Below are 20,645 nucleotides of genomic sequence, written 5' to 3' on the forward strand. Positions count from 1 at the left end.
GCGCTCGCCGATGTGATCTTCGGCCAGGTCAGCCCGTCCGGCAAGCTCGCCCAGTCGATTCCGCTGGACATCAGCGATGACCCGAGCACGCTGAACTGGCCGGGCGAGGAAGGCCACGTCGACTACGGCGAGGGCGTGTTCGTCGGCTATCGCTACTACGACACCTACGGCAAGGTTGTGGACTACCCGTTCGGCTACGGCCTGAGCTACGCCACATTCGAGATCGATGACGTCGCCGCCGCCAAGACCGGCGCGAACACCGCCACCGTGACCGCCACCGTGACCAACACCTCCGATGTGGATGCCGCCGAAACCGTGCAGGTGTACGTGGCTCCGGGCAAGGCCGACGTGGCCCGCCCGAAGCACGAGCTCAAGGGCTTCACCAAGGTGTTCCTCAAGGCCGGCGAATCCAAGACCGTGACCATCGACCTCGACGAGCGCGCGTTCGCCTACTGGTCCGAAAAATACAACGACTGGCACGTGGAGGCCGGCGAATATGCCATCGAAGTGGGCGTGAGCTCCCGCGACATTGCCGACACCGTTGCCGTGGCCCTCGATGGCGACGGCAAGACCCAGCCGCTCACCGAATGGTCCACCTACGGCGAGTGGGAGGCCGATCCGTTCGGCGCCAAGATCGTGGCCGCCGTGGCCGCCGCCGGCGAGGCCGGCGAGCTGACGAAGCTGCCCGACAACGCCATGATGCGCATGTTCCTCAACCCCATGCCGATCAACTCGCTGCCCACCCTGCTGGGCGAAGGCGGCAAGAAGATCGCCCAGTTCATGGTTGACGAGTACGCCAAGCTCGCGAAGTAAGGGCTGAAGCGAGGCAATCGCACGGCGTAATACAGCTGGCTTCCCTCTCCTGAGGGGAGCCAGCTTTGTTTAGGCTCAACAGTTGTTTGGAGATACTACAACACGCCGATTGTTGTATGTGCAACTGTTGTATATAGGTCTCTTTATCATGAATTGTTGCGTATACAACAATGTGGGGTGAAGGTACAAACGCACACGGCCCCCGCATGGTACGGAGGACAATGGATCAGCATATTCTCAGCATCGAAATGCGTGCGGTAACCAAAGCCGTCGACCGCTATTTGGGCGAGAGCATGCCGCAAACCGCTAGGGAAACCACCGGCGGCAACGCGCATATCATCATGTTCCTGGCGCGCAACCGCGGTCGTGAGATCTACCAGCACACCATCGAACAGAAATTCTGCATCACCCGGTCCACCGCCTCGCGTGTGCTGGCCCTGATGGAGAAGAAGGGCCTGATCGCCCGTGAATCGGTGGAGCATGACGCGCGCTGCAAGCGCATCGTCCTGACCGACAAGGCGGACGCGATCGTCGCCGATCTCAAGGCGAACGGCGATCGGGTCGAACGGTTGCTGGTCGGCGGCTTCTCCGATGGCGAGAAGGCCGCTCTGCGCGACTACGTCGCACGCATGCGTGCGAACATCGAGCGCGCACAACGCGAATTTGAACATCAAACACTCCCTCAGTCACCTGTGGTGATGGCTCCCGATCAAGACGGAGCAGAGGTTGCTAACACGAAGGAGGAGAACGAATGAGCGATACCGCAGAGGCAATCGCGCAGGCGCGCAAAGCCGTCGAACCGGACAAGCCCAAACATGTACTGCGCACGTTGGGCCAGTCGATTCGTGAATACAAGAAAGCCAGCATCCTGGCTCCGGTGTTCGTGACGGTCGAAGGCATCCTGGAGATCCTGATCCCGACCATCATGGCTTCGCTGATCGATGAGGGTATCACCGGTGGCAGCATGCCGGCCACCGTCAAGTTCGGCGTGATTCTGCTGGTGTGCTCGATGGTTTCGCTGGGTGCCGGCTTCCTGTCCGGAAAGTACGCGGCCGTGGCCGGCGCGGGCTTCGCCAAGAACCTGCGCAAGGACCAGTTCGAGAAGGTGCAGGGCTTCAGCTTCACCAATATTGACCGGTTCTCCACCGGTTCGATCGTGACCCGACTGACCACCGACGTGACGAACCTGCAGAACGCCTACATGATGATCATTCGTCTGGGCGTGCGTGCCCCGATTATGGTGGTCGTATCCTGGCTGTTCTCGTTCCGTATCTCCCCGTCGATCTCCCTGGTGTTCCTGGCCTGCATCCCGATTCTGGCCATCGGCCTGTGCGGTCTGGCCGTGCTCGTGCATCCGGTGTTCGAGCGCGTGTTTCACACCTACGATGCGTTGAACAACGTGGTCGACGAGAACCTGCAGGGCATCCGCGTGGTCAAGTCCTATAACCGCGAATCCTTCGAGGTCTCCAAGTTCGGCCGCATCTCCCAGCGCATCTTCAAGGACTTCACCAAGGCTGAGCGCATCATGAGCTTCAACAGCCCGCTGATGATGATCTGCATCTACGGTTCGATGATCCTCATCGCATGGATGGGCGCGCAGCAGATCGTCGCCTCCGGCAACAACCCCGCCGTGGGCCTGACCACCGGCGACCTGACCGCACTGGTCACCTACGCCATGCAGATCCTTATGGCCATGATGATGCTGTCCATGATCTTCGTCATGGTGATTATTTCTCAGGCTTCTGCCGAGCGTATCTGCCAGGTGCTGCAGGAGGAAAGCACGGTGCAGAACCCGGCACAGCCGGTGACTGACATGGCCGACGGCTCCATCGAATTCGACCATGTCACCTTCCGCTACTCCGACAGTTCCGAAAAGCCCGTGCTTGACGACATCAACCTGAAGATCCGCTCCGGCATGACCGTCGGCATCGTCGGCGGTACTGGTTCGGCAAAGTCGTCTCTGGTACAGCTCGTGCCGCGACTGTACGACGTGAGCTCCGGTTCGCTGAAGGTCGGCGGCGTGGATGTACGCGACTACGATCTCGAGGCGCTGCGCGATCAGGTGGCCATGGTGTTGCAGAAGAACGTGCTGTTCTCCGGCACTATTGCCGAAAACCTCAGGTGGGGCAACCCGAACGCCACCGATGAAGAGATTCGCCATGCCGCGCAGCTCGCGCAGGCCGATGGATTCGTTCAGGAATTCCCCGATAAGTACGACACGTACATCGAGCAGGGCGGTACCAATGTGTCCGGCGGACAGCGCCAGCGCCTGTGCATCGCCCGTGCGCTGCTGAAGAAGCCGAAGATTCTGATTCTCGACGATTCGACCAGCGCCGTCGATACCAAGACGGACAAGCTGATCCGTTCCGCGTTCCACAACGAGATTCCGGACACCACGAAGATCATCATCGCCCAGCGCGTGGCCTCCGTGCAGGAATCCGACATGATTCTGGTGATGGATTCCGGCCGCATCATGGCATCCGGCACTCATGACGAGCTGCTCGCCACCTGCGATGAATACCGTTCCATCTACGAATCCCAGACCAAGAACCAGGCTAAGCCCGAAGAACTGGCCGCTGCCGAACAGGTTGCTGAGTCATCTACCGCTGAGCCGTCCGAAACCGTGACGGTGACAGTGACCATGCCCACGGCCGATACCAGCGCAGCTGATACCAATGCAGCCGATACCAAGGAAGGAGAGGCACGATGAGCAACGACCAGAGTTTCAAGAATCGCAAGCCTGACATGGGCAAAGCCGACCCCGGAACCATCAAGCGCATCTTCAGCTACATCTTCCAGTACAAGTGGCGTGTCATCGCCATCGTGGTGTGCATCTTGGTCGGTGCCGCCGCGCAGGCCGGTTCCGCGCTGTTCCTCCAGTCGCTCATCGACACGTACATCCTGCCGATGGTAGGGGAGTCGAACTCCGACTGGGCCCCGCTGCTGCGGGCCATCAGCCTGATGGCGTGCCTGTATGTGGCCGGCATCGTGGCGTCCTGGCTGTGGCAGTGGCTGATCGTCACCGTCGAGCAGGGCACGCTCAAGAAGATTCGTGACGACATGTTCGCCCACCAGCAGAAGCTGCCGATCCGCTACTTCGACAGCCACGAGCACGGCGACATCATGAGCCACTACACCAACGACACCGATACGCTGCGCCAGGCCATCTCGCAGTCGTTCCCGCAGATGTTCTCCTCGATTATCTCCGCGGTCGCGGCGCTGCTGTCCATGCTGTGGCTGTCCATTCCATTCACCGCGTTCGTAATCGTGTTCACCGTTCTGCTCTACTTCATCGTGCGCAAGATCGTGAGCCGCTCCGGCCGCTACTTTGTCAAGCAGCAGCAGTGGATCGGCGACGTGAACGCCTTCGTGGAGGAATCCGTCAACGGCCAGAAGGTCATCAAGGTCTTCAACCATGAAGACGCCACCCAGAATACCTTCGACGAGAAGAACGAGGAACTCTTCGAGGCGTCCGCCGAAGCGAACACCTGGGGCAACGTCACCATGCCGGTCGTCGGCAACATGGGCTACCTGCTCTACATCCTGCTTGCCATCGTCGGCGCCGCCGTCTCGCTGGCCGGCGTCAACGACATCGGTCTGACCGGCGTCAAGCCGCTCACCCTCGGCACGCTCGTCTCCCTGCTGACCCTATCCCGCTCGTTCATCAACCCGATTGGTCAGGTCTCTCAGCAGCTGACCATGGTGATGATGGCGCTCGCCGGTGCCTCCCGTATCTTCAAGCTGATGGACGAACCCATCGAGGAAGACAAGGGCACCGTGACGCTCGTGAACGTGGAACTTGGCGAGGATGGCCGCACCATGACCGAAGTCGACCACGAGACCGGCCACTGGGCATGGAAGCGCGAGGTCGGCGACGACGGTACGAGGTCTCTGAAGGCCGCAGAAAAGCTCAAGGGCTCGGCCCGCGAGGTGGCGATGAAGGCCAAGGAGCAGGCGATCACCTCGCCCGACGGCCGACTGACCCTGCTGCGCGGCGACGTGCGTTTCACCAACGTGACTTTCGGCTACAACCCGGACAAGCCGGTGCTGCACGACATCACCTGGTTCGCCAAGCCCGGCCAGAAGATCGCGCTCGTCGGCGCCACCGGTGCCGGCAAGACCACCGTGACCAACCTCATCAACCGGTTCTACGACATCCAGCACGGCCAGATCCTGTACGACGGCATCTCCGTGGCCGGCATCAAGAAGCCTGACCTGCGCAGGTCTTTGGGCATCGTGCTGCAGGACGTGAACCTGTTCACCGGCACCGTGATGGACAACATCCGTTACGGCCGCCTGAACGCCACCGATGAGGAATGCATCGAGGCCGCGCGTCTGGTCAATGCGGACAGCTTCATCCGTATGCTGCCCGAGGGATACAACACGGTGCTGGAAGGCGACGGTTCCGGCCTGTCCCAGGGCCAGCGCCAGCTGATCTCCATCGCTCGCGCGGCGGTGGCCGATCCGCCCGCGCTGATCCTTGACGAGGCCACGTCCTCCATCGATACCCGTACCGAGGAGGTCGTGCAGGCCGGCATGGATAACCTGATGAAGGGCCGTACGGTCTTCGTCATCGCCCACCGCCTGTCCACCGTGCGCAATTCCGATGTGATCATGGTGCTCGACCACGGCAACATCATCGAGCGTGGTTCGCATGACGAGCTGATCGCGCAAAAGGGCGAGTACTACCAGCTGTACACCGGCGCGGTGGAACTGGAGTAGTGCTTTTTGGCTCCCCTCAGAGAGGGGAGCTGTCAGCGAAGCTGACTGAGGGGAGCCGCAGACTAGATGCGGTTCCCCTTAATTGTCTGCGGTGGAAACTGCCTTAAGACAGATACCCGTGCCGCTACTGTTCGCTGTGATGGACGTAGGCGTCCAGCGAGAGCCGGTCGATAAGCGAGGGTATGACGCCTTTGCGGGTGATTGAGTACCCGGCGGCATAGGTGGCGATTTCGACCGCCTGCCGCACGGTGTATCCGTACATCAGATACGAGGCGAGCGCGCTGATGAACGCGTCGCCGGCTCCGGTGCTGTCTACGGGGGTGAAGTCAGCGGCCGGATAGTGGCACTCGACATTCTGGCCGCGCAGGTAGCAGCCGTGTTCTCCTTGGGTGACGATGACGCAGCCCGCGCCGCGTTCGAGAAGATGCGCGGCCTTATCCTCCATTGTTTTTCCCTCAGTTTCGATGATCGCCAGTTCGTGCTCGTTCGGCACGAGAATGTCGGCATTGGCGACGATGGAGTCGGGCAGATAGTCGCATGACGAGGGCTTGATAATGGTTTTGGCATGGTGCCGTCGGGCGGTGATCGCGGTGACTTTGGCTGATTCCAACGGTATTTCGGTCTGTATCAGGCAGTATCCGGCATTGTCGAACAGGCGTTCGTTGGAGGTGATGTCATCCGGGGTGAGCGACGCGTTGGCTCCGGAGAGAATCGCGATGACCGATTCGCCGTTGGGGGCGAGGAATATGAACGATGAGCCGGTGTCCTCTCCGGCGCAGCGTCGCACACCGGCCGTATTGACCCCATGCTGTTCCATCGCCTTGAAGATGTAATCGGACCCATTGTCGACGCCGACATTGCCGATAAGGGTAACGCGGTGCCCGAGCTTGGCTGCGCCGATCGCCTGATTGACCCCTTTGCCCCCGGGGTATCGCGCCGCCGATTTGGTGGATACCGTACCCCCGATATGAGGTAGCCGCGGCACTGACAGATAGTGGTCAATATTGATGCTGCCGACGACCAACACATGTTTGATGGCGGAAGTGGGCGGGGCTGCGATGGTGCTGGTGTTGTCGAGATGAAAATCCTGTACGAACGAGGGATGCTGCTCTTTGTCGTGCTCTATCTGCGCAATGAGCTTCTCGCAGAGGTAGGCGCCGAAGTCGGAGTTGCGGATGGTGTAGGTAGATATTTCCGTGTTGCCGGGATAGGCCAGCGCTTCGGCGGTGTCGTTTTTGATGGAGACAAGTGAAGCATCCTCTGGAAGCCGGTAATGCAGGGGGCTGATCATCTGCGTGAACTCGAGTGCTCGCCGGTAATGCGAGGAGACAAATCCGGTGATGTCCCGGCTTCCGATTTTGCCGGGCAGCGAGTCGTTGAGGTCGTAGTAGACCAGATCGTCGCTATAAGGCAGCTGATGATCGAACAGGCAGGAGCGAAAGCCTTCGAGAAAATCCTGCGTGCGGCGTCCCTTGGTCATTAGGCAGGCGATGTGTTGGTGCCCCCGTTCGATGAGCTCGCTGGTCAGTTTGTAGGCCGCTTCTTTATAAGGCAGTAGCAGTGACTGGTCGCCGCCGTTGGGTCCTATGGTCAGCAGTGGGGTGCTTTCGGGGAATTGCGAGGCATAGGCGAGGCTGTCCGGAGTGGCCGGTTCCCAGATGACGCCGTCGACGTTGCGGCCGCATATCGCTGCGATGTTTTTGAGCTCGCGTTCCGGATCGGAATAGCTGTTGTAGGCATCGGTTGCGTATCCGGCGTTCTGGGCGGCCTGGATGATGCCGTCCAGCGTGCTATCGAAGGAGATGGGGGAGCGCAGCAGCACTCCGATGGTGTAGCTACGCGTGCGCTGTGAGGCGGAGGCATATGGCTTGTAATGATATTCCTTGACGATCGTCAGGACCTTCTTGCGGGTTTCCTCGCTGATGCTGGAATCCTTGCCGTTGACGATTTTGGAGACCGTCGAGGTGGAGACGCCCGCGATGCGTGCGATGTCCCTGATGTTCATGTCTCCCCTCCTGCCTGTTTTCCTCTGTATCAGTGTACAAGGGCGTAGCGTTCTGTTCCTTGCTACGTCGCCATTGTGGGCCGTTCGGTCCGGGTTGCTTGACCCTCGACCCGCCGTGTTGACACTGACGTTGGCGTCCTATAATCTTATCTCAAGAAAACATTTTAGGAAAATGATTTCCTAAGATTCCGCAAGACAAACAATGTAGATTGCACACTGCGGAAAACCGAGGGTTGGAAAATAAAGGAGGGCCAGCATGGCAAGGAAGCTGTCGTTCTGGGAAGGGATCAAGGCACAATTCTCCACAAAGTGCCTGGTGCTGATTCCGATCGCGGTTGGAATCAATCTCATTGGCGGAACTCTGTGCTCCGCACTCAAGCTGCCGCTGTTCCTCGACATGATCGGCACCATCGTCGTCGCATGCCTGTCTGGACCATGGGTCGCGGCCCTGACCGGCCTGCTGACCAATCTTTTCCTGGCACTGGTAGCCAACCCGGTCTATCTTCCCTATGCGGCGGTGTCGGTATTGTGCGGTTTGGTCGTCGGCTATATGGTCAAGGCCGGACTGTTCCACAAGAAGTGGGGCGTCGTGGTCATCTGGCTGGTGTGCACGTTCGTCAATGCGATCTCCGCATCGCTGATCACCACATTCGTATACGGCGGTGCCACCGGCGTCAACGGTACATCGGTGCTGACGGCAACGCTGGTCGTGGCCATGAAAGACATTCTCGCCTCGGTGATCTCCTCGTCGCTGATCGAGAACCTCCTCGACAAGGGCATCACTGTCGCCATCGCGTGGGTGATCGTGCAGAAGATTCCCCGTCGCTTTCTCAGCCAGTATGCGGCCGACTCCATGGGCGGCTCGGACAATGATGCGCTGAGTGATGATGACGAAGAAGAAGACGAGTAAGACATGTCGTCGCATATGCCGGTCATCAATGACACCGTAATTGGGAAGCTGAATCCGATCACCAAGATAGCGGCCGTGTTCGCCTTGGGTCTGTCCGCATTGGCATGGCCTGACTTCACGCTTGGTCTGATACTCGTGGTGTTGCTGCTTGTGGTCTCGTTCTTGGCTCATATACAGCGTGATTTCGCCAAGATAATGTTCGGTTTCGGCATCCCCGTCACTGTGATGCTCATGTTCATCCAAGGGCTGTACAGTCCCAAGAACCGTACCGCATTACTGGATTTTGGCTTCGCTCAACTGGGGCTCGAAGGCGTGCTGTATGCGGCCAAAGTGGTGGTGAGCCTGCTGGTGTTTCTTGGCAGCTTCTACATCATGAACAAAACCACCTATGTCGGTGCTATGGTATCCGCGCTCACTTCGGTGGGGCTCAGCGCCAAGGTCGGATACCTGGTGCTCGCCAGCCTGAATGTCGTGCCGCAGATGCAACGACGTATGGCGGTGATTCAGGAGGCGCAATCCGCTCGCGGACTCGATGCATCGGGTGGGGTCATCGCCCGCATCAAGGCGTATATCCCGTTGCTTGGTCCGGTTGTCATGTCATCGCTGACCGACGCCCAGGAGCGGGGTATGACCCTGGAGACTCGCGGCTTCGGCATTACTGGAGTGAAGCAGACCAGTTATGTCAAGGTCAGCTGGAATGCCGCCGACAAGGTACTCAATTGGATCTTCGTCCTGTTTCTGATCGCCGTGGTCGCCGTTTCCGTATGCATCCGCATCGGTGTGATTCCGTTGCCGGTCTCGTGGGGAGGCAAGTGAATGAGTCCGATAGTAGAGGTCAAGGATTTCTCCTTCAAGTACCGCGACACCAAGCGTCGGGCCGTCAAACACGTGGACTTCCAGGTCGAGGAAGGCAGCTTCTTCACCATCATCGGCGCGAATGGGGCAGGCAAATCCACGTTATGCAATGCGCTCGTCGGCCTGATCCCGCACTATTTCGTGGGGCCGGGGGCTGGACACATCCTAATTGACGGGACCGATGTCGCCGATTCGACCATCGCCGAACTGTCGAAGACCATCGGCCTGGTGTTTCAGAACCCGTTCAACCAGCTGTCCTACACCGCCGGGACCGTCGCCGAAGAGCTGGCCTACGGATTAGGCAACCACGGTGTGCCCAGAGCGCAGATGATCGACCGCGTCGAAGCTGTGGCGAAATTGATGCGCATCGACCACATTCTAGACAAGAACCCGCTGGAACTGTCGGGTGGACAGGTGCAGCGTGTGGCTTTCGGATCCACTTTCATCATGGAACCGCGCATTCTGGTGCTTGACGAGTGCACCACGCAGCTCGACCCGATGGGCAGCGAGGAGATTTTCGACATCGTCAAACAGCTCAATGCGGACGGCGTCACCGTCATCATGGTCGACCATGACATGGAGCGAGTGGCACGATACGCGGATACCGTCATGGTGCTCGAGCGAGGCGAAGTCGTGGCCCTTGGCTCTCCGATGGAGGTGTTCTCCGATCCGGCGATCGAAGAGCATGGCGTGGAAGTGCCCGATTACGTGAAGATCACCCGTGCGCTCGGTGGCCCGATTGCCATTACCGAGGAGCCGGCCATCCGCATGGCCAAGGAGGCGCTCTCATGAAAATCGAGTTGCAGGCACTGGAGCACGCCTATCCCGGAGGGGACAAGGCCCTTGACGGAGTGGACTTGACACTTGACGGCAACGAGCCGGTGGCGATCATAGGGCAGAACGGTGCAGGGAAGACCACGCTGGTCAAGCATTTCAACGGCATTCTGCACCCCACCGGAGGCAAAGTGCTGATTGATGGCATTGACGTCAATGAGCGCAGCACCGCCGAATGGTCTCGCAGCGTGGGCTATGTCTTTCAGAATCCCGACGATCAGCTGTTTCTGGAAAGCGTCCGCAAGGAATTCGAATTCGGTCCGCGCCAGATCGGCATGAGCGATCAGGACATCGCGCATCGCGTGGACAGCATCGCCGAGCTGGTAGGCCTCACCAAAAAGCTCGACGTGCACCCATTCGACCTGACGCCCACCGAGAAGAAATTCTGCACAATCGGTGCCGTCATCATGATGGACCCATCCGTGGTGATTTTCGACGAGCCAACGTGCGGTCAGGATGCGTCGGGCAACGCCCGCCTTGCACGCATCATCGAACGTCTGAAAGCACAAGGCAGACTCTGCATCACGATTTCGCACGACATGAAATTCGTCACCGCGAACTTCTCCCGTGTCATCGTGATGTACCACGGCCGCGTGCTGCTCGATGGCCAGGCCCGCGAGGTGTTTGCCCAGACCGACACACTTCGGCGTTCCTTCGTGACGCCGCCGCCCGTCACCCGAGTGGCTCAGGGTGCAGGCCTCAAGGAGACGGTATTCTCCGTCCCCGCGTTCATCAACGCCATTGCTCAGGAAAGGAACCATCGTGGCTGATGTCATTGCTCAAATCTATGGAATAAGGAATGTCGAGGACGCTCGCATGGTAATCGACATGGGCGGCGAACATATCGGCGTCTCCTACGGCAAAATCAAGCGGACGCCCGGTCAGCTCGATTGCGAACGGGCCAGGGAAATCTTCGAAGGCGTGCAACCACAAGCCGTGCGCATAGGCCTGACCGTCGCCGAAGACATCGACGAAATCAGCGAGAACCTGCGCGAAGCCATGCCCGACGTGTTGCACCTGTCCGGCGACATCGAAGGCATCAGTCCGGCCGAAGTGGCGGAACTTAAGAGCCGGTTCCCCGAACTGAAGATCATGCAGGCCATCCCGGTGCTAGCCGGAGTGCCTCTCGACGAACAGAAGGTCATGCAGTATGTGAAGGACTATGAGCCGGTTTCCGACTTCTTCCTCATCGACACCAAAGCACCTGCTGCCGGAGACATCGGAGCGACCGGCCTGACCCATGACCGGGCCATCGACCGGGCCATCATCGAGGCCACCGACGTGCCGTGCATCATCGCCGGCGGTCTGGACGCCTCCAATGTGGCCGAGGCGATTTATGCCACGCACCCGTATGGCGTCGACTCGTTCTCCCTGACCAATTACGACGATGATCGCGCCGATACGGATCGGTGCAAGGACCCGGCCAAGGTCGAGGCTTTTATCAAGGCGGCCAAAGATGCCTAAGGTCGTTGTCGTCGGCGATGCCAATGTGGATATCATCGTGCCCTATCCGCGTTTTCTCAACGAGGAGCGCACGCAGGTCGAATATCCGCAGATCGGCATCGAGGGAGGAGGAACCTCGGCGAACACGGCCGTGGCGTTGGCGAAGCTCGGCCTGGATGTATCGTTCGTGGGCACCGTGGGAGATGATCAGTACGGGCGTTTCGTTATGCAGGACTTCAAGGATGCGGGCGTGGACGTGACCGGGCTGGTTGCGGATTCGACCCTGAGCACGGTCGGCGTATTCGCTTTCGTGGACGACCACGGAGAGAGGTACCTGTGGGGATGGCCTCGCGAACGGCAATCGTTCAAGGTGCTCGACGAAAACCTTGTGCCGATGCACATGATTCGTGAGGCGGATTGGGTCCACTCCTCGGGCATGTGCCTGACCTACGACACCAGCGCTAGGGAGACGATCATCCGCATCTTCGAACAGGCCCACGATGCCGGAGTCCCTACATCTTTCGACCTGAACCTGCGTGTGGACGACGGCGTGCTCGACCCCGATTTCGCGGCTGCACTCGAACGCATTATTCCGAATGTCGATTATCTGCTGGGATCAGGGCCGGACGAGTTCGCCTATTTAGGCGACGACGACATGATGGGCAACGCCACGGCCTATGCGGTGGACGGCCGGACCGTCATCGTCCGGGACGGCGCCCGAGGATCGATCGGTCTTACGCAAGACGGCCTGACGGAAAGCCCGGCGTTCCGGGTGAACGTCGAAGACACCATCGGAGCGGGGGACGTCTATAACGCCGGTTTCATCGCTGCCAGACTCGCCGGAGCCTCCCTCGCCGAATCATTGCGAGAGGGCAATGCCGTCTCCGCATACAAAGTGGCCCGTCGCGGGGCACGTTCCTCGCCGGACGCTGCACAGCTGCACGAGTTCCTCGCCGGGCAAACCGGCTGAACGCCATGCCCGAATAACGACCAATCCAAAGAACACAACCAACGGAGGTATCCCTATGGAAAACAAGAAGAAGGTCATCCTTGACTGCGATCCCGGACACGATGACGCGTTCGGCATCATGCTCGCCGTGCAGCACCTCGACGTGCTGGGTATCACGACCATTGGCGGCAACTGCACACTGGAGAACGTGACCCGCAATGCCATCAAGGTGCTTGAGGTCCTTGGCGTGGCGGACCGCATCGGCGTATATCCGGGGCACAGCTGCCCGATGGTCGCACCGCTGGTCACCGCACCGCAGTTCCACGGCGAGACTGGTCTGGACGGTCCCGTGCTGCCGGAGCCGACGCACGCCGCACAGAACAAGCATGCGGTCGACTTCATCGTCGACACCGTAATGAGCACGGATGACGTGACGCTGATCGCCACCGGTCCGCTGACCAACATCGCCTCCGCCATCAACCGTGAGCCGCGCATCGTGGAACGGGTCAAGGAGCTGTGCATCATGGGCGGGTCCGTCACCTACGGCAACTGGACCCCTGCCGCCGAATTCAACATCTTCGTCGACCCCGAGGCGGCATCGCGCGTGTTCAACTCCGGTATGCACGTCAAGATGACTGGCATCAACCTGACCCGTCAATGCGAGCTGACCGCCAAGCACGTAGCCAAGTTCCGTGAGATCGGCACCAAGGCCGCGAACCTGGCCGCCGATCTGACCGATTTCTTCATCGGCGCATGCGAGGAGGAGTCCGAGCTGACGGGCGCCACCATGCACGACGCATGCGCGGTGGCATGGGTTATCGACCCGTCGCTGATCACTGCGGTCCCGATGCATATCGATATCGAGCTGCACGGCGCACTTACCCGCGGTATGACCGTGTGCGACTACCGTCATCTGCGCGGTACCGTGCCTGCCGTGGATCTTGAACGCACGCCGACGATGGGCTATCGCGGCGAAGAGCCGAATGCGGAAGCCGCGCTGGAACTCGACTTCCCCGGATTCGTCGACCTACTGAACAGCACCCTCGAAAACTACGACTGAGTCTTGCCCCTGAACAACCCCCTCCACCGCCGGCCGGCGACTCCAACCCCTTCTGGCCGGCCGGCGGTATCTCGCCTCCAATCATCGACCACCGCCATGCGAATGAACGAAAGGAGAAATCCAATGGAGTACCGATGCCTGTTATGGGATTTCGATGGCACCCTTGCCGACACTGGCAGCGACGTGTGGAATTCCCTGACGTACGCCGCGCGTCGTGCGGGCGGGGCGATCGATGACCTGTACATGCGCGATGACGCCAATCTGGCCGATCCGATGGATGAGATCATGCGGCACGTGATCCCCTATCCCGGGGAGGCGTATCTGGAGACATTTGATGAGGATGTACGCGTACACTACCGCACGCTCAATGATTTTTCGCGCACCAGACTCTATCCGGGCATTCAGAGCATGCTGAATGAGCTGAAGGGACATAGCGTACGCAATATCATCGTCACCAACAAGCCGGAGGGCGCATTGAGGCGCATACTCGGCAGCAAAGGCTGGGCGAACCTGTTCGACGATTGGATCTGCCCCGATTCCATACCCGGCCGTGAGGCGACGAAGGTCGAAATGATAGCCGAAATCGTTCGACGGCATGGCATCGCGCCGAGACAATGCCTCTATGTGGGAGACACCTTCAGCGACATCGAAGCTGCACGGACCAACGGCATCTCCTGCATAGCGGTCACATACGGGGATGGCGACGAAATCGCGTTGCTCAGCAGAAACCCCGCATATGTGGCGCACGACATCGCGGAACTCAACGACATCATGACGGACACCGTCATACACGCAAGGAGCATGATATGAGGGATTTCACCATATGCATCGGAACCACCTTCGTTTTCGGGCGCGACGCCGAAACCAAAGTGGGAGACGAACTGGGCGCAAAGGGCGTTTCCCGCGTGCTCATCCATCATGATGGCGGAGCATATCTGGAAACCAGCGGCTTGCTAGATGCCGTGCGCCGCAGCCTTGGACGGGCCGGCATTTCCTATACGGAGCTTGGCGGCGTGAAGCCGAATCCCCGACTGACGCTGGTGCGTGAAGGCATCGCCATCGCCAAAGCCCGCAATGTCGACGCCGTTGTGGCCATCGGCGGAGGCAGCGTCATCGATTCGGCCAAGGCAATCGCGCTGGGAGCCGCCGGAGAGCGTGACGTATGGGATTATTTCACCGGCAAAGTGCCGGTAGATCGCACCCTTCCCGTCGCGGTGGTACTGACGTGCCCGGCATCGGGCAGCGAATCCAGCCAGGTCGCCGTCATCAACAATGAGCATGAGCATTCCAAGCTCACGCTGAGCGAACCAGTACTCCGGCCGGCATTCGCGTTCATGAACCCCGAACTCAGCGTCACGGTGCCGGCGTTCCCCACTGCCTGCGGCATTGTGGACATGTTCTCCCACATCTGCGAACGGTATTTCAGCGCCGACAACGAGATCGGCGTAATCGACCGTATGGCCGAAGGCGCATTGCGCACCTTGGTCGATGTCGGCCCGAAATCGTTGGCCGACCTTGCCGATTACGACTTGCGAGCGCAAATCATGTGGATCTCCACCATCGCGCAGAACAACACCCTCGGCGTGGGTCGTGAACAGGACTGGTCCACCCACCTGATTGCCAACGAGCTGAGCGCGCTATACGACACCCCTCACGGGGCCACCCTGTCAATCATCATGGGATCTTGGATGCGCGTGGCCAGCGAGAAGGCCCCGTTCCGTTTCGCGCGATACGCCACTGAGGTATTCGGCATCAGGCCCGGCTCGATGAACGAAACCGAACTGGCCCGGCGTGGCATCGCCGCAACGGAATCGTTCTTCCGCTCGCTAGGCATGCCTGTTTCCTTCAAGGACTTCGATCTGCCGGGCGACGGCATCGAACGCATGTTGGACAACATCGATTTCTACGGGCCGGACGCCACCATCGGGTCCATTGCCCGCCTTGATCGCGACGATTGCCGTCGCATCTACGAACTGGCTGTCACCGGTCCCGTCATGGGAAAGGAGTCCTGATGCGCATACTGAATTTCGGCTCGCTGAACATCGACTATGTGTACGGGGTGGATCATTTTGCGGCCAAAGGCCAGACCATCACCTCGCATGCGCTCGACGTGTTCCCCGGAGGCAAGGGACTGAATCAATCGATCGCATTGGCTCGTGCCGGCGCCGATGTGCACCATGCCGGCCAGGTAGGACGGGACGGCATGTTCCTGCGCGACCTGCTCGAATCCTGCGCGGTGGGCGTGACCTCGGTGGTAGTGCGCGATGATGTGCGCAGCGGCAACGCCATCATCCAAAACGATGCCAGCGGCGACAACTGCATTGTGCTGTACCCCGGCGCGAACCGTGCCATCGACCGTGATTTCGTCGATCAGGTGCTTGACGGGTATGGGAAGGGCGATTGGCTGCTGCTGCAGAACGAAATCAGCGAACTGCCCTATATCGTGTCCCGCGCCAAGGCCCGCGGCATGTTCATCGTGCTCAATCCCTCGCCGGCTGACTCGCGGCTCGACGAAGTCGATCTTGATGCCATCGGCTGTTTTGTACTCAATGAGGGCGAGGCGGCGATGCTCACAGGGGCCGAAGAAGATGGGGAGACACTGATCCGTGCGATGCGTGCGCGTTTCTCCCAGGCGGATATAGCCCTCACCCTCGGCGAGTGCGGTTCGATGTATTTGCGTGGGGACCACGTCGTCACGCAGTCCGCTTATCTCGTCGACACGGTCGACACCACGGCGGCCGGCGACACCTTCACTGGTTATCTCCTTGCCGACCTGATGTCCGGCGAACCCATCGCCCATGCACTTGATTTCGCCGCGAAGGCCTCGGCCCTCGCGGTATCCAGAAGAGGCGCGGCGCCGTCGATTCCCATGCGAGAGGAGGTAGCTGTTTTTACTCCTTGCGCTCGCGCATAAGGCATTCCACCAAACTCAAACCAATAGAAAGGAATCACCATGGCAGAAACCGCTGTCAAGGAGAAGGCGAACGGTATCCCGGTGCCTGAGGAGGGCACCGAAGAGTTTGCCCGTATGAACAAGATGGCAAAGATCGCCATTCCGATCGTACTGATCATCTTCACCATGGGCGTGCTGCAGCAGCAGGCTTTCGGCATGATCTATGTGAACATCGGCGACCAGCTCGGCCAGGCCAACCTCGCCCCGTTGATCACCTCGATTCCGGGCATCGTGCTCGGCATCGTGTGCGTGATCTACGGTTCTCTCGGTGACTTCGTGTCCCTGAAGAAGATGATGATTCTCGGCACGATCGTGTTCGTGCTCGGTTCGATCCTCGGCTGCTTCGGCGACCTGAGCATCTGGATCGTCATCGCCGCCCGTACCGTGCAGTCCGCAGGCTGGCAGGTCTCCGGCTCCATCTTCCTGGTGCTCGTCTCCAAGTACATCGAGAAGAAGAAGCGAGTCATCTGGTACGGCGTGTTCGTCGCCGTGTTCCGTATCGCCGCGGCTCTGGGCGTCTTCCTTGCCGGCTACATGACCCTTGTCGATTGGCGCATCCTCTTCGGTATCGGCATCATCGCGGTGTTCTTCATCCCGATCCTGGCCAAGAACCTGCCTGACGAGCATGCCAAGGGCGCGCGCGTCGACGTGATCGGCTTCACGCTCATTGGCCTGTTCGCCGGCTCGGTGACCATGTTCTTCACCGACATGACCATCTTCTGGGGTATCGCGGTGCTGGTCACCGGCGTGGCCTTCGTGGTCTACATCAACAAGGCCGCGGATCCGTTCATCACCCCGGAGATGCTCACCAACCCGGCCTTCGCGATGACCATGATCGTCATCTTTGTCGGCTACTTCTTCAGCTACACCCTGAACGCCGGCTGCAACGCCATCGGCCTGAACGTGTACGGCATCGACTCCTCCCAGGTCTCCAACCTGCTGGTGTGGTCGATCATCCTCGCCGCCATCATGGGCTTCGCCGCTGGCCCGATCATCCAGAAGATCGGCCGCAAGGCCTCCATCATTCTGGCGCTCGCCTGCATGGGCGGTGGCCTGATCGCCGTTGCGTTCCTGATTCCGATGGGCCAGATCTGGGCTCTTGCCGTGGCGCCGTGCATCTACTACTTCGGCACCTCGTTCTTCTACCAGCCGATTGTGGATACCGCAACGCTGACCGTGGAGGCCGAGGAATCCGGACGTGCATTGGGCTTCAACGATCTGATGCAGGCCATCACCGGTTCGGTCGGTGTCGCGATCTTCGGCCAGCTCATGGCCAATGGCGCGATGAGCGGCGGCTCACTGTTCGGCACCGAATCCGGTCCGGCCTCGACCTATGCCAACGTCTTCATGGTCGGCGGCATCATCGTCCTGGGTGCGATGGTTATCTTCATCTGCTCGATGAAGATGATCTACAGCCGCTCCCGCGTCGCCGAAGACGAGAGCTGACATCAGGTCATATCGTCTGCTGATGTGACATTGATATCGCAAAGCCCGTGACCGGTGTATTCCGGTTGCGGGCTTTGCGCGTTACGCTAAGTAGTAAAGTAATTTACTGAAGTACTACGTAATGTTTGCATTGAGGGGATGATGTCATGGTCACGATGAAGGAAATCGCACAGAAATCAGGCTTCTCGCAGGCCACGGTATCCCGGCTGCTCAATGGGGACCCGACATTGTCCGTCAAAGAGGAGACGCGACGTCGCATCATCGAGGTCAGCGAGCAGCTTGGCTACGCTATCGGATCACGCCGTATCGCATTGCCACGCCGTGTGGCCGTACTCGACAACGCCACCCGCGAGGAAGAACTGGCGGACGCCTATTTCGATAAACTACGGTCCGTGCTCGGCGACAATGCCAGAGCCCAGCACATGGAACTCACGTCGTTTTCCCATATCGACGATCTGATTGCCGACGCCGGTGATTTCGACGGCTTCATCTCCATCGGACCGTCCGTACTCTCTTCGGATAGACTGTTGAAGCTCCATCTGGTATTGCCCTATGGCGTATTCATCGACATCAATCCTGCGCCCAGCCTGTTCGATTCGGTACAACCGGATTTAAGCCAAACCATTTTGGACGCATTGGATATGTTGGTGTCCTCGGGCAAACGACGCATCGGCTATATCGGCGGTACTGGCTTCACGATGGGTTTGCACGAATATCCGGAAGACGGCCGATTAACCGCATTCCGCAATTGGACCGAGCGTTTGGGGCTGGATGCGGAAGGCCTGATTTACGCGCAAGGCGCGTTCACTGTGGACACCGGGCGCACTCTAGGGGAGGAAGCGGTTAACGATCATCGAGATGACATGCCGGATGCGTTCATCGTGGCTGCGGACTCGATTGCAGTCGGCGTACTGCAGGCGTTTACCGCTGCGGGAGTGCTGGTGCCTCGCGATACCAGTGTGATCAGTATCAATAACCAGGCCATCGCCCAGTACACTTCGCCGACATTGACCAGTTACGATATCGACCAGAATGAGCTGGCCGATACTGCGATTACGATGCTTGCCGAGGCCATCTCCAGTCGGCGCACGCTGCACCACCACACCTTCATCTCCACCACCCTAGTGGTGCGTGACAGTTTCGTACCAGCACGATAAAGAAGCTCCCTCTGTGCGATAAAGAAGCTCCCTCGTCAGAGGGAGCTTCTTTATCGCTGTTAGAACAGTTCCAGATTCACGTCGAGCGTGTAGGCGCGATCGGCGGGCAGCTGGTACTGCTCATGGACGGGCGCGCCCCATGAATCGTCTCCGCCCACGCCCATTTGCGCGGCCAACAGGCGCAGGAACGTGTGACGGACCGGCGGCAACTCGTTCTGGTGGGTCGCCTCTTCCAGCATGAGCGAGCTGTACGGCAACAGGCTCGCCGCGAAATGTTCGCTGCCGGCCTGGCTGATACGCATGCCGTGTCCTTGGGCGTCAAGCACTTCGGCCCAACGCAAGTCTTCATGGTTGCCGGTCTCCTGCGGCACCAGATACGGTGCATTGTCTTCGGCCGCGGTGCGCTCGAAAATGCCGAGCTTGCCGCCGTGCAGACGGTCGTGATAGGTTTCCTCGGGGCCAAGGCCGTGGAAGCGCAGGTTCTCGTACTGCTTGGGAAGTGTCCATTCCAATCCGAATGCCGGCAGCGTCGGCGCATCGGTGGCACCGGCATATCGGGCGGTCAGATGTACACGTCCGCTGGCGGCATCCACCTCATAGCGCACGGCAACTTGGCAACTTGGGTTTCGCCCGGTTCGGCCAACGTATGACGAATGCCGCCAACGGGCACCAACCTCGTTGACGGCATTCGTCTTTCCAGGACACCGCAATCGCGGATGCATGCCGTTTACGCGTTGAATACGTATTGGTCAAGGCGGCGCATGGCCTCCTTGACGCGGCTCAAGGGCAATGCGAGATTGACGCGGATGCTGTAGGGGGCCTGGAACATGTCGCCGTCCTGCCATGCGACGCCCACATCCCAGCCGCGTTTCTCCAACTCAGGCAGGCTCAGGCCGTGGCGTTCGCACCACTGCTCGCAGTCGAGCAGCAGCATGTAGGTGCCTTCCGGTTTGGCCAGACTTACGCCTTGGAAATGCCCGGTGATGTAGTCGTAGGCGTAATCGACGTTGCCGGTGAGCACCGCCTTCAATTCGTCGAGCCACTCATGGCCTTCGGGCCGGTAGGCGCCGATCAGCGCGTGCATGGAAAGCACGTTCATGTCGTTGTAGTGGCATTTCGAGCTTTTGGCCACGATACGGTCCCGGAGCGTGGGATTGTAGATGATGTGGTAGCTTCCCACCAGTCCGGCGAGATTGAAGGTCTTGCTGGGCGCGTAGAACGCCACGGTCCTGTTGCGTGCGTCCTCGCTGACCGATTGGGTGGGGATGTGCTGGTGGTTCCCCAGAGTCAAATCGGACCAAATCTCGTCGGAAATGACCACGCAATCGTTGGCCTTGTACACTTCCATGGCCTTCTCGATTTCCCAACGTTCCCACACGCGCCCGCAAGGATTGTGAGGGCTGCAGAACACGGCCACGTGGATGTGATGCTCCTTGAGCTTCCTGTCCATATCCTCGTAATCCATGCGCCATACGCCGCGCTCGTCCAGCGTGAGCGG

The 20,645-nt window shown here is 59.7% G+C and carries 18 protein-coding genes and 1 pseudogene; 16 read left to right on the top strand and 3 right to left on the bottom strand.

Features of this window, described 5'->3' with window-relative positions:
* From Q5H31_RS06895 to Q5H31_RS06910, 4 genes are all read left to right on the top strand, one after another.
* A partial coding sequence (locus Q5H31_RS06895) for a glycoside hydrolase family 3 protein (protein ID WP_302457624.1) occupies positions 1 to 813 on the top strand: 813 nt, incomplete at its 5' end.
* Between the two features lie 221 nt (positions 814 to 1,034).
* On the top strand, positions 1,035 to 1,568 hold the full coding sequence (locus Q5H31_RS06900; protein ID WP_007055872.1) for a MarR family winged helix-turn-helix transcriptional regulator: 534 nt from the start codon (positions 1,035 to 1,037) through the stop codon (positions 1,566 to 1,568).
* A complete protein-coding gene (locus tag Q5H31_RS06905) occupies positions 1,565 to 3,523 on the top strand; it encodes an ABC transporter ATP-binding protein (RefSeq protein WP_302457625.1) in 1,959 nt (652 codons plus the stop codon). The genes Q5H31_RS06900 and Q5H31_RS06905 overlap by 4 nt, the downstream gene beginning before the upstream one ends.
* Positions 3,520 to 5,535, top strand: coding sequence for an ABC transporter ATP-binding protein (locus Q5H31_RS06910; RefSeq protein ID WP_187400808.1), 2,016 nt, complete (start codon positions 3,520 to 3,522; stop codon positions 5,533 to 5,535). Before Q5H31_RS06905 ends, Q5H31_RS06910 begins: the two co-directional genes overlap by 4 nt.
* Positions 5,536 to 5,659: 124 nt before the next feature.
* Here the strand turns inward: Q5H31_RS06910 and Q5H31_RS06915 are convergent, their stop codons facing one another.
* A complete protein-coding gene (locus Q5H31_RS06915) occupies positions 5,660 to 7,540 on the bottom strand; it encodes a PfkB family carbohydrate kinase (protein ID WP_007053922.1) in 1,881 nt (626 codons plus the stop codon).
* A gap of 256 nt (positions 7,541 to 7,796) precedes the next feature.
* Here Q5H31_RS06915 and Q5H31_RS06920 point away from each other — a divergent pair, with 256 nt between their 5' ends.
* From Q5H31_RS06920 to Q5H31_RS06975, 12 genes are all read left to right on the top strand, one after another.
* The gene (locus Q5H31_RS06920) at positions 7,797 to 8,450 is read left to right on the top strand and encodes an ECF transporter S component (protein WP_007054960.1); all 654 of its coding nucleotides are present in this window, start codon (positions 7,797 to 7,799) and stop codon (positions 8,448 to 8,450) included.
* 3 nt (positions 8,451 to 8,453) lie between these two features.
* Positions 8,454 to 9,266 carry an energy-coupling factor transporter transmembrane component T gene (locus Q5H31_RS06925; RefSeq protein WP_007054965.1) on the top strand — a complete coding sequence of 271 codons (813 nt, stop codon included), beginning with the start codon at positions 8,454 to 8,456 and terminating at the stop codon, positions 9,264 to 9,266.
* Positions 9,267 to 10,097, top strand: coding sequence for an energy-coupling factor ABC transporter ATP-binding protein (locus Q5H31_RS06930; protein ID WP_007054963.1), 831 nt, complete (start codon positions 9,267 to 9,269; stop codon positions 10,095 to 10,097).
* Positions 10,094 to 10,909, top strand: coding sequence for an energy-coupling factor ABC transporter ATP-binding protein (locus Q5H31_RS06935; RefSeq protein ID WP_187400807.1), 816 nt, complete (start codon positions 10,094 to 10,096; stop codon positions 10,907 to 10,909). Before Q5H31_RS06930 ends, Q5H31_RS06935 begins: the two co-directional genes overlap by 4 nt.
* Positions 10,902 to 11,603 (top strand): phosphoribosylanthranilate isomerase, encoded by a 702-nt coding sequence (locus tag Q5H31_RS06940; protein ID WP_007053927.1) that lies wholly within the window; start codon positions 10,902 to 10,904, stop codon positions 11,601 to 11,603. The genes Q5H31_RS06935 and Q5H31_RS06940 overlap by 8 nt, the downstream gene beginning before the upstream one ends.
* Positions 11,596 to 12,552: a carbohydrate kinase family protein gene (locus Q5H31_RS06945; protein ID WP_118068514.1), complete on the top strand. Its 957-nt coding sequence runs from the start codon at positions 11,596 to 11,598 to the stop codon at positions 12,550 to 12,552. The genes Q5H31_RS06940 and Q5H31_RS06945 overlap by 8 nt, the downstream gene beginning before the upstream one ends.
* Positions 12,553 to 12,607: 55 nt before the next feature.
* Positions 12,608 to 13,591, top strand: a complete 984-nt coding sequence (locus Q5H31_RS06950; RefSeq protein ID WP_007054969.1) for a nucleoside hydrolase — start codon at positions 12,608 to 12,610, stop codon at positions 13,589 to 13,591.
* Positions 13,592 to 13,714: 123 nt separating this feature from the next.
* Entirely contained in the window at positions 13,715 to 14,401 is a 687-nt protein-coding gene (locus tag Q5H31_RS06955; RefSeq protein ID WP_007053930.1) for an HAD family hydrolase, read from the top strand.
* Complete coding sequence (locus Q5H31_RS06960) at positions 14,398 to 15,603, top strand: iron-containing alcohol dehydrogenase (RefSeq protein WP_013410708.1); 1,206 nt, start codon at positions 14,398 to 14,400, stop codon at positions 15,601 to 15,603. Before Q5H31_RS06955 ends, Q5H31_RS06960 begins: the two co-directional genes overlap by 4 nt.
* Positions 15,603 to 16,505, top strand: coding sequence for a ribokinase (locus tag Q5H31_RS06965; protein ID WP_007057176.1), 903 nt, complete (start codon positions 15,603 to 15,605; stop codon positions 16,503 to 16,505). The genes Q5H31_RS06960 and Q5H31_RS06965 overlap by 1 nt, the downstream gene beginning before the upstream one ends.
* 39 nt (positions 16,506 to 16,544) lie before the next feature.
* On the top strand, positions 16,545 to 17,990 hold the full coding sequence (locus Q5H31_RS06970) for an MFS transporter (protein WP_007054955.1): 1,446 nt from the start codon (positions 16,545 to 16,547) through the stop codon (positions 17,988 to 17,990).
* Positions 17,991 to 18,136: 146 nt separating this feature from the next.
* The gene (locus Q5H31_RS06975) at positions 18,137 to 19,147 is read left to right on the top strand and encodes a LacI family DNA-binding transcriptional regulator (RefSeq protein ID WP_065452870.1); all 1,011 of its coding nucleotides are present in this window, start codon (positions 18,137 to 18,139) and stop codon (positions 19,145 to 19,147) included.
* A gap of 59 nt (positions 19,148 to 19,206) precedes the next feature.
* Here Q5H31_RS06975 and Q5H31_RS06980 read toward each other — a convergent pair.
* Both Q5H31_RS06980 and Q5H31_RS06985 read right to left on the bottom strand, forming a co-directional pair.
* Positions 19,207 to 19,725: pseudogene (locus Q5H31_RS06980) on the bottom strand (hypothetical protein); the annotation flags it as partial.
* A 149-nt stretch (positions 19,726 to 19,874) separates the two neighbouring features.
* Positions 19,875 to 20,645, bottom strand: a 771-nt coding sequence (locus Q5H31_RS06985) for an aminotransferase class I/II-fold pyridoxal phosphate-dependent enzyme (protein ID WP_302457626.1), incomplete at its 5' end; no start/stop codon positions are given.

Source organism: uncultured Bifidobacterium sp. (genome assembly GCF_959020155.1).
Classification (GTDB): Bacteria; Actinomycetota; Actinomycetes; order Actinomycetales; family Bifidobacteriaceae; genus Bifidobacterium.

Coding starts and splice junctions, on each gene's coding strand:
- Q5H31_RS06900 (WP_007055872.1), top strand. CDS start 1,035: ATGGATCAGCATATTCTCAGCATCGAAATGCGTGCGGTAACCAAAGCC.
- Q5H31_RS06905 (WP_302457625.1), top strand. CDS start 1,565: ATGAGCGATACCGCAGAGGCAATCGCGCAGGCGCGCAAAGCCGTCGAA.
- Q5H31_RS06910 (WP_187400808.1), top strand. CDS start 3,520: ATGAGCAACGACCAGAGTTTCAAGAATCGCAAGCCTGACATGGGCAAA.
- Q5H31_RS06915 (WP_007053922.1), bottom strand. CDS start 7,540: ATGAACATCAGGGACATCGCACGCATCGCGGGCGTCTCCACCTCGACG.
- Q5H31_RS06920 (WP_007054960.1), top strand. CDS start 7,797: ATGGCAAGGAAGCTGTCGTTCTGGGAAGGGATCAAGGCACAATTCTCC.
- Q5H31_RS06925 (WP_007054965.1), top strand. CDS start 8,454: ATGTCGTCGCATATGCCGGTCATCAATGACACCGTAATTGGGAAGCTG.
- Q5H31_RS06930 (WP_007054963.1), top strand. CDS start 9,267: ATGAGTCCGATAGTAGAGGTCAAGGATTTCTCCTTCAAGTACCGCGAC.
- Q5H31_RS06935 (WP_187400807.1), top strand. CDS start 10,094: ATGAAAATCGAGTTGCAGGCACTGGAGCACGCCTATCCCGGAGGGGAC.
- Q5H31_RS06945 (WP_118068514.1), top strand. CDS start 11,596: ATGCCTAAGGTCGTTGTCGTCGGCGATGCCAATGTGGATATCATCGTG.
- Q5H31_RS06950 (WP_007054969.1), top strand. CDS start 12,608: ATGGAAAACAAGAAGAAGGTCATCCTTGACTGCGATCCCGGACACGAT.
- Q5H31_RS06955 (WP_007053930.1), top strand. CDS start 13,715: ATGGAGTACCGATGCCTGTTATGGGATTTCGATGGCACCCTTGCCGAC.
- Q5H31_RS06960 (WP_013410708.1), top strand. CDS start 14,398: ATGAGGGATTTCACCATATGCATCGGAACCACCTTCGTTTTCGGGCGC.
- Q5H31_RS06965 (WP_007057176.1), top strand. CDS start 15,603: ATGCGCATACTGAATTTCGGCTCGCTGAACATCGACTATGTGTACGGG.
- Q5H31_RS06970 (WP_007054955.1), top strand. CDS start 16,545: ATGGCAGAAACCGCTGTCAAGGAGAAGGCGAACGGTATCCCGGTGCCT.
- Q5H31_RS06975 (WP_065452870.1), top strand. CDS start 18,137: ATGGTCACGATGAAGGAAATCGCACAGAAATCAGGCTTCTCGCAGGCC.